Raw genomic sequence first — 13,958 nt, 5'->3', positions numbered from 1 at the left:
GGTCCGGGGCCGGTCAGAAGGCGTACCGGATCCGGCAGGACGGCAGGTGCTCGGCCACGAGTTCGCGGAAGCGCTCGACGAGCTGCCCCTTCATGCCGGACCGGTAGCGCACGTTCACGGCACCGTTCTGGGACACCTTCTGCTCCTGCAGGTCCGGACGCCACAGCAGGTCTTCGGCCTTGGGGTGCCACCCGAGGTTGACCTCGTGCAGGGGCTGGTTGTGCGTCAGGAAGATCACCTCGGCCGCGAGCTGCGCCTTGGCGGCCGGGGACAGCACGTCGTCGACCTGCCGGAGCAGCTCGGCCCAGTCCGACTCCCACGTCGGCGTGAGGATGACCGGCGAGAAGTTCAGGTGGACCTCGTAGCCGGCGTCGACGAAGTCGTTCACCGCGGCGATCCGCTCGGCGATCGGGCTCGTACGGATGTCGGTGATCTTCGCGGTCTCGTGCGGCATCAGCGAGAAACGGATCCGGGTCCGGCCCATCGGGTCCCAGTCGAGCAGGTCGCGGTTGACGTACTTCGTGGCGAACGAGGCCTTGGCCGTCGGGGTCATCCGGAACAGGTCGCAGAGGTCGCGGACGTTGTCGCTGATCATCGCGTCGACCGAGCAGTCACTGTTCTCGCCGATGTCGTAGACCCAGGACTCCGGGTCGCACTGGTTCGGTTCGGTCTTCGGCCCCTGCTTGGCGATGTTCCGAGCCACGTGCTTGGTGATCTGATCGATGTTCGCGAACACCGTCACGGGGTTGCTGTAGCCCTTGCGCCGCGGCACGTAGCAGTAGGCGCACGCCATCGCGCAGCCGTTCGCGGTGGACGGTGCGATGAAGTCGGCGGAGCGACCGTTCGGCCGGGTCACCAGCGACTTCTTCACGCCGAGCACGAGCGCCTCGGTCTTGATCCGCACCCAGCGCTGGACGTTCCGTTCGTCGCCGTGCACCTCGGGGATGTTCCAGTGCGACTCGACCGGGACGATCTCGGCGTCCGGCCAGCGCCCGACGATCTCCTGCCCGCGCTGGAGTTCGAGGGCGGCCGGCTCGGCGTAGATGCGTCGGACGTCGAGCATCGGGCGGACGCGTTCGTGGCTCATCGGCTCCTGTCTACCCGGCACCACCGACGGTGCAGACTCGGACCATGACCGCCGAACCCGACGACCACTTCTTCGTCGTGGACGGCCGACGCTGGCGCCGCACCGACCCCGCCCTGCCCGAGGAACTCGCCGCCGCGCTCCGCTCCCACCTGGGACGCGGGCGCAACGCCGTGAAGACCGCGAAGCGCGCGGGCGACGACGAGGCCCTGACGGCGGCCCGGCACCGGAACGGCCTGGCCAAGCGCGGCCTGGGCGAACGCGGCCCCGAGTGGTGGACGCGCCCCGAGGCCGACCGGATCGCCGATGCCGAGCGCGCCCTCGCCGACCTGGACGCTCTCGACCGCGACTGACCCTTCCCACAACGCCCGCGATGGAAAGCGGAATCGGGCGTACCTGGTCGAAACGTCCGAACAGGTACGCCCGATTCGACCAGGTACGCCCGGTTCGACCAGGCCGCGCGACTAGGCCTCGGTGTGCCCCAGGTCGGGCTCGACGAGCAGGCAAGCGGTGCGGGACGCGGCGGCGTGCAGCTCGAGCACGACGAGCTCGTTGCGACCCTGGCGCAGGACCGGGCCGGGGATCGCCAGGGTCCGCTGCGGGCCTCGCGACCAGTACCGACCGAGGCAGAACCCGTTGACCCAGGCGACACCCTTCCGGAACCCGTCGAGCGACAGGTACCGGTCGTCCACGGTGTCGAGGTCGAACGAGCCGGCTGCGAACGTCGGCCCGGCGAGCACCTCGCCGCCGGTGGGAGCGATCTCGGACAGCGCGGTCACGGCGGCCGGTGCGATGGGGTCGAGGGCGAGCGGCGACGCCGTCCACCGGGCCACCGGGACGCCGTCGATCGAGACACCCCCGATCAGGCCCTTCGGCTCACCGATGCGGACGCCGTAGTCGACGCGGCCCTGGTCCTCGACGAGGAGCTCGAGCGTGCCGGTCACCGGCGGCAGGGTGATGGCGCGGTCGTGGTGCTCGCGCTCCAGGACCCCGACGACGACACCGTCGGCCGACACGATCGCACGGTCGCGCACCTCGGTGCCGACGGTCAGCACCCCTCCGGTGGGCAGGTCGACCTCGGCGCGGTAGGCGACGAAGCCGCTCGCGGCTCCGAGGGCGTCGAAGGTCGGCGGCTCGTCGTGCGCGGACCACGTCGTGAGCGTGGGCAGCAGGGAACGGAGCGACGCGACGCGGTCCAGGCGGACGGCGAGGTCCGTGGCGGGGGTGATCCGGGCCTCCAGGCCGTCGCCGGACGCGACCACGGGACCGAGGCGACCCGACCCACCCGGCTCCATCGTCGCGGGCAGCGGCGGGACGGGTGCGTAGCGCGCGATCACCGCGCGGAAGGCGTGGAACTTCTCCGTCGGCCGACCGGCCTCGTCGAGCGGGGCGTCGTAGTCGTACGACGTCGCGATCGGGCGGTAGACGCCCTTGTCGTTCGCGCCGTTCGTGAAGCCGAAGTTCGTGCCGCCGTGGAACATGTAGATGTTCACCGAGCCGCCGGCGGCGAGCAGGACGTCCAGGTCCTCGGCGCTGGCGGACGCCGGCGTGGTGTGGTGGTGCTCGCCCCAGCTGTCGAACCAGCCGTCCCAGAACTCCGAGCACATCAGGGGCCCGGTGGGCTGCGCCTGCCGCAGGCGCTCGAGGCGGGCGGCGGACCGTGAGCCGAACGAACCGGTCTTGTGCAGCGAGGGCAGGGAGCCGTCCTCGAGCATCGTGCCCATCGGCTGGTCGACGCTCGTGAAGGGGACGGTCAGCCCGATGTCGCGGTGCATCTGCTCGAGTGCGCGCAGGTACTCGGGGTCGGAGCCGTAGGCGCCGTACTCGTTCTCGACCTGCACCAGGACGATGGGCCCGCCCTGGTCGATCTGCCGCGGGACCAGCACGGGGGCCAGCTGCTGCAGGTACGTCTCGACCGCCGCGAGGAAGCCGGGCTCGTTGCGCCGGACGCCCACGGAGCCGTCCGCGAACAACCAGTACGGCAGGCCGCCGTTCGTCCACTCGGCACAGATGTAGGGGCCGGGGCGGACGATGGCGTGCATGCCCTCGGCGGCGACGAGGTCGAGGAAGCGGCCGAGGTCCAGGCCACCCGACAGGTCGAACACCCCGGGCGACGGCGCGTGCGCGTTCCAGGCGACGTAGGTCTCGATGGTGTTGAGGCCCATCAGCTTCGCCTTGCGGATCCGGTCGGCCCACAGGTCGGGGTGCACGCGGAAGTAGTGGATCGCGCCGGACAGGACCCGGTGCGGCTCGCCGTCGAGCAGGAAGTCGGTGTCGCCGATGGCGAAGCGCATGGTGTCATTCTCTCGTTGCCGGCCGGGCCGGGCGTGGAGCCGGGCCGGGCGTGGAGCGGGGCCGTGCGGACGTGTCCGCACGGCCCCGCGGGGATGCTGTCGAACTACTTCGACGAGACCGTGAAGCCCTGGTCCTTGCCGTACTTGGCGAGGGCCTTCTGCCATGCCTCGAGGCCGGCGTCGAGCGAGGTGCCGTTCTCGTACGCCTGACCGACGGTGTCGGCGTAGACGCTGTTCGCGTACACCTGGTACGGCAGGTAGGTGAAGTCGTTGTCCGAGGACTTCGACGCGTCGACGAGCACCTTGTTGATCTGCTGGCCGCCGAAGTACTCCGGCTTCTCGTCGAGGAACGCCGACGAGTCGAGGTCAGCGGTGGTCGACGGGAAGCCGCCGGACTCCATGAAGACCTTCGTGGACTCCTTCGAGGAGTTCAGCCACTTGAGGAAGCCCGCGGCGAGGGCCGGGTTCTTCGACTGCTTCATGACGACCTGGGCGCTGCCGCCGTTGTTCGCGGTCTGGGCGGTGCCACCGTCGTAGGTCGGCATCGGGGCGACGCGCCAGTCGCCCGAGGCCTGGGCGACGCCGGACTCCAGGTTGCCGGGCATCCAGGCGCCGGTGATCATCGTGGCGATCTCACCGTTGCCGAGCTGCTTGTACCAGTCGTCGGTCCAGCCGACCGTCTTCGACAGCAGGCCCTGCTCGACGAGCTCGTTCCAGGTGCTCGTCCACTTCTTGGTGCCCTCGTCCTGCAGGTTGATGGTCACCTTGTCACCGTCGGTGGTGAAGGGGGTGCCACCGGCCTGGGCGATCATGCTCGTGGTGAAGCCGGCGTCGCCGGAGTCCGCCGCGATGTAGGCCTTCGGGTCCGCCTCGTGCAGCTTCTTGGCCGCCGTGACGTACTCGTCCCACGTCTTCGGCACGGCGATGTCGTGCTTGTCGAAGACCTTCTTGTTGTAGAACAGCGCCATGGGGCCGGAGTCCTGCGGCAGGCCGTAGACCTTGCCGTCGATGGACACCGAGCTCCAGGTGCTCTTCGCGAAGTCCTTCTCGAGCGAGTCGAAGCCGTAGCTCGACAGGTCGAGCAGCGACTCGGACAGCGCGAACTGCGGCAGGGCGTAGTACTCCACCTGGGCGACGTCGGGGGCGCCCGAGCCGGCCTTGATCGTGTTCTGCAGCTTCGTGTACTGGTCGGCACCGGTGCCGGCGTTGACGAGCTTGACCTTCACCTTGGGGTACTGCTTCTCGAACGCGGCGACCTGGGCCTTCGCCGACGGGGTCCACGACCAGTAGGTCAGGGTGCCACCGTCCTGCAGGGCCTTGTCGATGTCGTCGGCCGATCCGCCGGAGCCGGAGCCACCGGAGGCGCACGCGGCGAGGGCGATCGCGGCGGTGACGCCGATGGCGAGGGCGCTGAGCCCGCGCCGGAGACGCTTGTTCATGGGAGTGCCTTTCACTTCTTCGTGGAGGGGGTGGTGCTGCTGTGTGCCGGACCGGGCGGCGCGTGGCGGGGTCGCCGTGCGCCTGGTGTCCGAGGGGGTCAGGCCTTGACCGACCCGGCCGCGAGGCCGGACTGCCAGAAGCGCTGGAGGAAGAGGAACGCGACCACGATCGGGATGATCGTGAGGAGCGATCCCGTGACGACGAGGTTGTAGATCGGCTGCGCGCCGGACCCGGTGGCCTGCGCGTTCCACTGGTTCAGGCCGACCGTCAGCGGGTACCACTTCGGGTCGCTCAGCATGATGAGCGGCAGGAAGTAGTTGTTCCAGGTGGCGACGACCGCGAACAGCAGGACGGTGACGACACCGGGCGCGAGCAGGCGGAGCGCGATGGTGAAGAAGATCCGGAACTCGCCGGCGCCGTCCATGCGGGCGGCCTCGAGCAGTTCGGCCGGGATCGCGTCGACCGCGTAGGTCCAGATCAGGTACATGCCGAACGGGCTGATCAGCGAGGGGAGGATGATCGCCCACGGGGTGTTGGTCAGGCCGACCTGCGAGAACAGCAGGAAGGTCGGAACCGCCAGGGCCGTGCCGGGGACCGCGATGGCCCCGAGGACGACGGCGAAGACCGCGCGGCGACCCGGGAACTGGAACTTCGCCATGCCGTAGCCCGCGACGGTGGCGAGCAGGGTGGCCCCGCCGGCACCGACGACGACGTAGAGGAGCGTGTTGCCGAACCACTGCAGGAAGATGCCGTCGTTGTACGTCAGCGTGTCGACGATGTTCTGCCAGAGGTTGAAGTCCCCGCCGAACCACAGACCGAACGTGGAGAGCAGCGACGCCTGCGTCTTCGTGCTGTTCACGAGCAGGTAGAACAGCGGCGCGAACGAGTACACGACGAAGACGACCATGACCGCGGTCAGCAGGCCGGAACGCTTCGGCTTGCGTCCGCCTTCCGTGGTGCGGAGCTGCCTGGAGGCGCGAATCGAGCGGGTGCGCGGCGCACGTTGCGTCGTGGTCGCCTCGGTCACCGTGGCCGCTGCGGGCCCGGCGGGGTGCTGGATGGTGCTCATCGGTTCTCCTCGCGGGTGCCGCGGACCTGGACGACGTAGGCGATCACCGCAGTGATCACGCCCATCACGATCGCGACCGTGGCGGAGTAGTTGAACTGCTGACCGCTGAAGGACAGCGAGTAGGCGTACATGTTCGGGGTGAAGGCGCTGCCGATGACGTTCGGGGCGAGCGTCTTGAGCAGGTTCGGCTCGTTGAAGAGCTGGAAGCTGCCGATGATCGAGAAGATCGTGGCGATGACCATCGGGCCACGGAGCGCCGGGAGCTTGATCGAGAAGACCGTGCGCATCGGGCCGGCACCGTCGAGCTCGGCCGCCTCGTACAGCTCACCGGGGACGGTGCGGAGTGCGGCGTAGAAGATCAGCATGTTGTAGCCGAGGAACTCCCACGTGACCACGTTGCCGATCGACGTCAGGACCCAGCTCGGGCTGAACGGCTGCAGCAGGTCGATGCCGAGCGCGTCGTTCGCGGCGCCCGTGAGACCGAACTGGTTGCCGTAGATGAAGCCCCAGATCAGGGCTGCGACGACACCGGGGACGGCGTAGGGCAGGAACACCGCGATGCGGAAGAAGCTCGTCCCCCACAGTCGGGCGCTGTCCAGGGCGAGGGCGGCGACGAGCGCGAGGCCGAGCATGATCGGCACCTGGACGACCAGGAAGATCGCGACCCGACCGAACCCGGACCAGAACTTGGCGTCCTGGAAGAGCTGCACGTAGTTGGCGAACCAGACGAACTGGTTGCCGCCGATGAGCTGGTCGCGGAACAGGCTGAGCCAGAGCGCGTAGCCGATCGGCACGATGAGCATCAGGACCAGGACGACGACGAACGGGCCGACGAACAGCCATCCGGTGAACCGTCCCCGCGGCTTGGGGCGGCGACCGGCCGGGCGCTCGGCGGTGGGGCGCGGTGCTGCCTCACCGGGGCGCGCTGCGAGCGTGCTCATGTGACTCCTTCGTCTGCTGCGTTCGGGTGGTCGATGTCGGCGGCTCGGCCCGGGCCGGATCAGGGTGTCCGGGCGGTCACCGATGTTGACGTCAACATCGAACGACGCGACGATAGCATGGCAACGTCAACATGCGCTAGCGTCCGGGGAGGCCGACCGCTCGGCCCCTCGATCCGGAAGGAGCGCCAGCGTGACGATGGAGTCCCCCGCCGGCACCCGCCGCGCCCCCTCGATGGCCGCAGTGGCCGACGCCGCCGGGGTGTCGATGCAGACGGTCTCGCGCGTCGCCCGGGGCTTCGACAACGTCAGCCCGGAGACCCGCGACCGCGTCCAGCGCGCGATGGAGTCCCTGGGCTACCGACCCAACCGTGCCGCCCGTGCCCTGCGCTCGGGCCGCTTCCGCACCATCGGCGTGATCATGTTCACGCTCGCGTCCTTCGGCAACATGCGCACGCTCGAGGCGATCGCCGACGCAGCCGGGGTCGCCGACTTCACGATCACCCTGCTGCCGATGGCATCGCGCACCGAAGCAGGCGTCCGCTCCGCGTTCTCGCGCCTGCACGAACAGGCCGTCGACGGCGTCGTGATCATCATCGAGTCGCACATCATCGACACCGCCGAGGTCGTGCTGCCCGACGGCGTGCCGATGGTCATCGTCGACTCCACGGGCAGCACCGACCGCCCCGCGATCGACACCGACCAGGCCGACGGCGCCCGGCAGGCCACGCAGCACCTGCTCGACCTGGGGCACGAGACCGTCTGGCACGTCGCCGGTCCGGAGTCCTCGTACTCGGCAGCCCGTCGCCTCGCCGCGTGGCAGGACACCCTGACGCGCGCCGGTCGACCGGTCCCCCCGGTGTTCCGCGGCGGCTGGACGACCGAGCACGGCTACGAGGCCGGGCTCGAGATCGCTGCACGCCCGGAGATCACCGCGGTGTTCGCCGCGAACGACCAGACCGCCCTCGGTGTCCTGCGCGCCGCACACGAGTCCGGACGCCCGGTGCCGTCGTCGCTCAGCGTGGTGGGGTTCGACGACTCCCCCGAGTCCGACTCGTTCTGGCCGCCGCTGACCACCGTGCACCAGTCCTTCGACGAGGTCGGCCGCCGAGCGGTCGCGAACCTGCTCGCCCAGATCGACGGCGAGCGGGTCAGCGTCGCGGCCGACCTCGTGCCGGTGCGGCTCGTCGAGCGGGCGAGCACGGCGGCGCCGCCGGCGCGCTGACGCGGCGCGCGTTTCGCGCTCACCGACACCTCACGCTCGCACGGCCCCGTGAACTGTCGTCCAGCCCGTGAACTCGCGCCCGGGCCGGACGGGAGGCCCGGTGCCAGGCCGCCACGCGCCTCCCGGCCGCCGCGCCGGCCGCGACGCCGCGCCCCTTCCGCGAAAGCGACAGAGCCGCGCCGAACATCCGTGGAGAACTGTCGGTTTCGCGGACCTGACCCGGCTAAGTGCCGACCACCTGTCGCTTTGGCAACCACGCGCCGGACGGGAGGCCCGGAGCCAGGCCGCCACGCGCCTCCCGGCCGCCGCGCCGGCCGCGTCACGGGCCCAGCGACAGTCCACGCGCCCGTCACCCCGTGAACTGTCGCCCAGCCCGTGGACTCGCCCGGCCGCCGCGCCCCCGCAACGAGCAGAGGACGTCGGGCGCGAGCGCCCGACGTCCTCTGTGCTCACTCGACGCCCGCCGTGGCGTGCGCCGAGGCGCCTAGTCAGCCGATCGAGACGGCGGTCCAGGAGACCGGCGGGAGCTCGATCGTGACGGTGTCGCCCTCGCGGCGGACCGACTCGTTCGTGCGGAGCCCCACGCGGGAGGTGTTCTCCAGGTCGTTCACGGCGTGCAGGTCGTCGTCCCAGACACCCTCGGCGTGGACGTCACCCGTCGCACCGATGCCGGCCAGGTCGATCGTCACCGTGGTCGGCTCGGACGGGTGGCGGTTGATCAGGAAGACCGCTGCCTTGCCGTCCTCGGACATGGTGGCGGCGGAGTCCACGACCGGGACCTCGCCGTGCTTGCCGCCGTCGACCGTGTCACCAGAGGCCTTGACCTGCAGCGAGGTGCCCTGCGCCAGGCGCGAGGTGACCGAGAACGGGAAGAACGTCGTCTGGCGCCAGGCCGGGCCGCCGGGCTCGGTCATGATCGGGCCGATCACGTTGACGAGCTGGGCGAGCGAGGCCGAGGCGACGCGGTCGGCGTGGCGGAGCAGCGAGATGAGCAGGCCACCCACGACGACGGCATCGGCGACGGTGTAGACGTCCTCGAGCAGACGCGGGGCGACGGGCCACTCGTCGAGCGTGAAGGTCTTGGCCTTCGCTTCCCACTTCTTGATCGACCAGACGTTCCACTCGTCGAACGAGATGTCGATGCGCTTGTCGGACTTCTTCTGCGCCTGGACGTGGTCGGCGGCCGTGGTGACCGTCTTGATGAAGTGGTCCATGTTGGCGCCCGAGGCGAGGAACGACGGCAGGTCGTCGTCCTCCTCGTAGTAGGCGTGCGCGGAGATGTAGTCGACGTCGTCGTAGGTGTGCTCGAGGACGGTGCGCTCCCACTCGCCGAACGTCGGCATCGACGCCCCGGAGGAACCGCAGGCGACGAGCTCGAGGTCGGGCTGGATCTGCCGCATGGCCTTGGCGGTCATGGCGGCGAGCTTGCCGTAGTCGTCGGCGTTCTTGTGGCCGAGCTGCCACGGGCCGTCCATCTCGTTGCCGAGGCACCACATCTTGATGGCGAAGGGTTCCTGGCGACCGTTCGAACGACGGTATTCGGACAGTGCGGTGCCGGCGTCGATGTTCGCGTACTCGAGGAGCTCGATCGCCTCCTGCGTGCCGCGGGTGCCGAGGTTCACGGCGAGCATGAGCTCCGAGCCGACCTGGTCGAGCCAGTGCTGGAACTCGTGCAGGCCGACCTCGTTGGTCTCGGTCGAGTGCCAGGCCAGGTCGAGGCGGCGGGGGCGCTGCTCGACGGGGCCGACGCCGTCCTCCCACTTGTACCCGGAGACGAAGTTGCCACCGGGGTAGCGGATGGCGGAGACGCCGAGTTCCTTGACGAGTTCGACGACGTCCTTGCGGAAGCCGTGCTCGTCGGCGCTCTCGTGGGTGGGCTCGTGGATGCCGTCGTAGACGTGGCGGCCGAGGTGCTCGACGAACCCGCCGAACAGGCGACGTCGCACCGGCCCCACGGTGAACGCGGCGTCGAGGACGAGGTGTGTGCGGGGCATGGATCTCCTTCGATCGTGGCAGTGCGGTTCGTGCGGGGAGCGGGTGGGGCCACGGACGGGAACCGAAGCGGGCCGTCACGAAAGTGAGCGCTCACCTGACAGAAACGCTACCGGGTTCCACGCCGTCGCGAAAGGGGTGGCGGATGCCGGGAGCGAGCGCTAATGTGAGCGCTCACGGAGCACCGGAAGGTCGTTCCGTGTCCGGAGCAGCAGTGCTCCGGGTCCGGAGCAGCGATGCTCCGGCGGGAGCACCGACCCTGTTCCCGAGCCCGGCCCATCCCGATGGAGTGATGCTATGCCGATCCCACCCGCAACACCCGCGTCGCGCCTCTCGCGCCGGGGCTTCCTCGCCGCCGGTGCAGCGGCCGCGACGGTCCTGCCGCTCGCCGCCTGCTCGAGCCCCCTCGCCGCCGGCCTCGCCGGCAGCGCACTCAACCCCGAGACCCTCGTCTTCTGGAACCTGTTCGGCGGCGGCGACGGCGTCCGCATGCAGGCCATGGAGGACGGCTACGCGAAGCAGCACGGCGGCTCGAGCGCGCTGCAGGGCACCACGTTCGCGTGGGGCAACCCGTACTACTCGAAGCTGACACTGGCGACCGTCGGGAACAAGCCGCCGGACGTCGCGGTCGCGCACCTGACCCGCGCGAAGCCGCTCTGGGACGGTGACCTGCTCGACCCGATCACGTCGGACGACCTGGCGAGCGTCGGCCTGAGCGCCGCCGACTTCAACCAGAAGGCCTGGGCGGCGCAGAAGACCGACGGCAACAACATCGCGGTCCCGCTCGACACACACCCCTTCGTCCTCTTCTACAACGTCGACGTCTGCAAGAAGGCCGGCCTGATCGACGGCGACGGCAACCTCGTCGACCTCAACGGCATGGACAACTTCGAGAAGGCCCTCGCCGCGGTCGCCAAGGTCACCGGCGGCACGGCGCTCAACGTCGCGAACGTGGTGCCGGAGACGGCCACCCCGTGGCGCTTCTTCTGGACGATGTACAACCAGCTGAAGGACGCCACCCCGTTCATCAGCGACGGCGGGTCGAAGCTCACCGTCAACGAGGACGCCTACAACGAGGTCACGAGCCGCACCCAGAAGTGGGTGAAGGAGGGCTGGCTGAACAAGGCCCTCGACTACGCCACCGCGCAGTCGCTCATGTTCGACGGCAAGGCCGGCTTCTTCATGCAGGGCGAGTGGGAGATCAGCACCGCGCAGTCCATCAAGGGCCTGAACTTCGGCATGGCGCCGATCCCCCAGCTCTACGACAAGCCGGCGACCCAGGCGGACTCGCACACGTTCGTCCTGCCGAAGAAGGACCGCACGCCGGAGCAGCGCAAGCAGCACATGCTCTTCATCAAGCAGATGCTCGAGCAGAGCCTGACGTGGGCCGAGGGCGGGCACGTGCCGGCCTACATCCCGACGTTCGACAGCACCGCGTACAAGAAGCTCACGCCGCAGTCGAACTACGCGGCCGCAGCCGAGACCGCCGTGTTCGACGACGCCGCCTGGTACGGCGGTTCGGGTTCGACGTTCGAGGGCACGGTGGGCGCCCAGCTCGCCCTCGTCCAGCAGGGCAGCTCGTCTCCCGCGCAAGCCCTCAGCGCCATCAAGTCGCAGCTCGCGACGTACCTCAACACCCCGAGCCCCCTGTGACCCGGTACGCAACAGCCCGGCCGGACCACGCCGGGCAGACGACCCCCGCGATCGCCGTGAACACCGCGCGAAAGGCACGATGACGTGACCACAGCACCTGTCCTCGACCGGCCGACCGACGCGGCCACCGCGCCGCGTCTCCGCCGGAACCGCACCTACGGCTCCAGCGTGAACCGCGGCCAGGGCCGCAGCGGCTGGCTGTTCCTCGCCCCGTTCGGCCTGTTCTACGTGGCCTTCCTGCTCGGCCCGACGGTCTGGATGATCGTCACGAGCTTCTTCAACACCTCGACCGTCCGCACCGGACTCGGCAGCTTCGCCGGGTTCGCGAACTACGCCGAGATGCTCGGGCGCAGCGACTTCTGGTCGTCGCTCTGGCACACGCTGCAGTTCACGCTGTACACGACCCCGCCGCTCGTCATCCTGGCGTTCGTGTTCGCCGTGCTGACGAACCGGATGAACCGCGGGCAGTGGTTCTTCCGTCTGGCGTTCTTCCTGCCGTTCATCCTGCCGTCGGCGACGATCTCGCTGATCTGGGTGTTCATCTTCACGCCGAGCACCGGTCTGTGGGCGAGCCTGCAGTCGGCGATCGGCATGACGCCCGGCTCCGGCATGCTGTCGAGCCCGAACACGGCCATGATCGGTGTCGCGATCGCCACCGTGTGGTGGACCCTCGGCTTCAACTTCGTGCTCTACCTGGCCGGCCTGCAGGAGATCCCGCGCGAACTGTACGAAGCAGCCGCCGTCGACGGTGCGTCGAACTGGCAGCAGATCAAGTCGATCACGCTCCCCCTGCTCGGCCGCACGACGACGCTGGTCGTCCTGCTGCAGATCATCGCGAGCCTGAAGATCTTCGACCAGGTCTACCTGATGACGAACGGCGGGCCGGGCATCTCGACCCAGGTCTCGCTGCAGCTCATCACCGGCGTCGGCTTCACCGACAACCGGCTCGGTGCCGCATCGGCCGCGTCGGTCCTCCTGTTCATCGTGATCGTGGCGATCGCGGTCATCCGGCAGCTCGTCGAGCGCGCTGCCGCCAAGCGAGAGATCGGGGCCTGACATGACCGCCACCGAGAGCATCACCACCGGCCGCAAGCTCCGCACCGGCGTCTCGTCCGCCGCTCCCACGAGCGCCGCGAAGATCGGCGTCAGCGGTCGTGGCTTCACGATCGCGTCGGGGATCGTCCTGACGATCTTCGCGATCATCTGGCTCATCCCGAGCGTGTTCGCGCTGAAGACGTCGCTGTCCGACAACGGCGTCGCCGCACTCGGCGCGAACGCGATCCTGTCGAACTGGAACCCGACGCTGCACTCGTACTCGTCGCTGTTCCAGGCCGGCGACATCTGGAACTGGTACCTCGCCAGCGCCATCACGAGCGTCGTCACGGCGGCACTCACCGTGCTGTTCGCGTCGATGGCGGCGTTCGCGCTGTCGCGGCTGGTGTTCCGGGGCCGCAACATCGCGTTCCTGCTCATCATCCTCGGGATCATGATCCCGACCCAGGTGCTGATCATCCCGATCTTCCAGGAGCTCAACGCGGTCGGCCTGCTCAACACCTACTGGTCGGTGATCTTCCCGCAGGTGCCCGCCGTGATCGCGGTGTTCATCTTCAAGCAGTTCTTCGACGGCATCCCGAAGGAGCTCGAAGAGGCGGCGCGCATCGACGGCGCCGGCATCTGGAAGGTCTACTGGTCGGTCATCCTGCCGCTGTCGCGTCCCGTGATCGCGGCCGTGACGATCCTGACCTTCGTCGGGGTGTGGAACAACCTGCTGCTGCCGCTGTTCGTGCTGTCCAACCCGGACCTCATGACGATCCCGGTCGGGCTCGCCACGGTCCAGGGCAGCTTCGGGCAGCGCTACGCCGACATCCAGGCCGGTGCGATCCTCGCGGCGCTGCCGCTGATCATCCTCTACCTGATCTTCCAGCGGCAGATCGTGGAGGGCGTCACCGGCTCGGGCCTCAAGGGCTGACGCGACCCCACCACGGGCGGGAGGCCCGGTGCCAGCTGGCACCGGGCCTCCCGTCCGTCCGTTGGTCGCGTCGCGTGCGCGGCGCGGCTGGCGCTTTCGGGCGTACCTGGCGGAACAGGGCGTACCTGGTCGGAAGTTCTGTGGCGGTACGCCCGAAAGGACCAGGCATCGCGGGCGCCAGGGGAAGAACCGGGCGTACCTGTTCCGGACGAGCGCACCTGGCGGAACCGGGCGCACCTGGTCGGAAGTTCTGTGGCGGTACGCCCGAAAGCACCAGGCATCGCGCACGCCAGG

11 protein-coding genes are annotated in these 13,958 nt (G+C 69.3%); 5 read left to right on the top strand and 6 right to left on the bottom strand.

Annotated features, from left to right (window positions below):
* Positions 1-13: 13 nt before the first annotated feature.
* Complete coding sequence (locus QRN49_RS02460; protein ID WP_209049398.1) at positions 14-1,087, bottom strand: spore photoproduct lyase family protein; 1,074 nt, start codon at positions 1,085-1,087, stop codon at positions 14-16.
* A 44-nt stretch (positions 1,088-1,131) separates the two neighbouring features.
* Here QRN49_RS02460 and QRN49_RS02455 point away from each other — a divergent pair, with 44 nt between their 5' ends.
* The gene (locus QRN49_RS02455; protein WP_284753838.1) at positions 1,132-1,437 is read left to right on the top strand and encodes a biopolymer transporter Tol; all 306 of its coding nucleotides are present in this window, start codon (positions 1,132-1,134) and stop codon (positions 1,435-1,437) included.
* 111 nt (positions 1,438-1,548) lie between these two features.
* On the opposite strand, the gene QRN49_RS02450 is transcribed toward QRN49_RS02455, so the two are convergent.
* The 4 genes from QRN49_RS02450 to QRN49_RS02435 form a co-directional block, all read right to left on the bottom strand.
* On the bottom strand, positions 1,549-3,378 hold the full coding sequence (locus QRN49_RS02450) for a glycoside hydrolase family 35 protein (protein ID WP_284753837.1): 1,830 nt from the start codon (positions 3,376-3,378) through the stop codon (positions 1,549-1,551).
* 104 nt (positions 3,379-3,482) lie between these two features.
* Positions 3,483-4,817, bottom strand: coding sequence for an ABC transporter substrate-binding protein (locus QRN49_RS02445; RefSeq protein WP_181242986.1), 1,335 nt, complete (start codon positions 4,815-4,817; stop codon positions 3,483-3,485).
* 98 nt (positions 4,818-4,915) lie between these two features.
* Entirely contained in the window at positions 4,916-5,887 is a 972-nt protein-coding gene (locus QRN49_RS02440) for a carbohydrate ABC transporter permease (RefSeq protein WP_111032862.1), read from the bottom strand.
* On the bottom strand, positions 5,884-6,828 hold the full coding sequence (locus QRN49_RS02435) for a carbohydrate ABC transporter permease (protein ID WP_027466150.1): 945 nt from the start codon (positions 6,826-6,828) through the stop codon (positions 5,884-5,886). Before QRN49_RS02435 ends, QRN49_RS02440 begins: the two co-directional genes overlap by 4 nt.
* A 196-nt stretch (positions 6,829-7,024) precedes the next feature.
* On the opposite strand from QRN49_RS02435, the gene QRN49_RS02430 reads away from it, so the two are divergent.
* Entirely contained in the window at positions 7,025-8,050 is a 1,026-nt protein-coding gene (locus QRN49_RS02430; protein WP_284753947.1) for a LacI family DNA-binding transcriptional regulator, read from the top strand.
* A gap of 488 nt (positions 8,051-8,538) precedes the next feature.
* On the opposite strand, the gene arfA is transcribed toward QRN49_RS02430, so the two are convergent.
* Positions 8,539-10,044 (bottom strand): arabinosylfuranosidase ArfA, encoded by a 1,506-nt coding sequence (gene arfA, locus QRN49_RS02425; protein WP_284753836.1) that lies wholly within the window; start codon positions 10,042-10,044, stop codon positions 8,539-8,541.
* A gap of 295 nt (positions 10,045-10,339) precedes the next feature.
* Here arfA and QRN49_RS02420 point away from each other — a divergent pair, with 295 nt between their 5' ends.
* The 3 genes from QRN49_RS02420 to QRN49_RS02410 all read left to right on the top strand — a co-directional run bounded on the left by QRN49_RS02420 (position 10,340) and on the right by QRN49_RS02410 (position 13,664).
* Positions 10,340-11,695: an extracellular solute-binding protein gene (locus tag QRN49_RS02420; RefSeq protein WP_284753835.1), complete on the top strand. Its 1,356-nt coding sequence runs from the start codon at positions 10,340-10,342 to the stop codon at positions 11,693-11,695.
* Positions 11,696-11,779: 84 nt separating this feature from the next.
* Entirely contained in the window at positions 11,780-12,751 is a 972-nt protein-coding gene (locus tag QRN49_RS02415; RefSeq protein WP_111023538.1) for a carbohydrate ABC transporter permease, read from the top strand.
* Position 12,752: 1 nt separating this feature from the next.
* Complete coding sequence (locus tag QRN49_RS02410; protein WP_027466145.1) at positions 12,753-13,664, top strand: carbohydrate ABC transporter permease; 912 nt, start codon at positions 12,753-12,755, stop codon at positions 13,662-13,664.
* Positions 13,665-13,958: the final 294 nt, after the last annotated feature.

This window comes from Curtobacterium sp. ME-Dv--P-122a (genome assembly GCF_030209645.1).
GTDB classification, from domain to species: Bacteria; Actinomycetota; Actinomycetes; order Actinomycetales; family Microbacteriaceae; genus Curtobacterium; species Curtobacterium flaccumfaciens.
The sequence above is the reverse complement of the archived record's forward strand: the minus strand, read 5'-3'. Positions and strand labels throughout refer to the sequence as shown.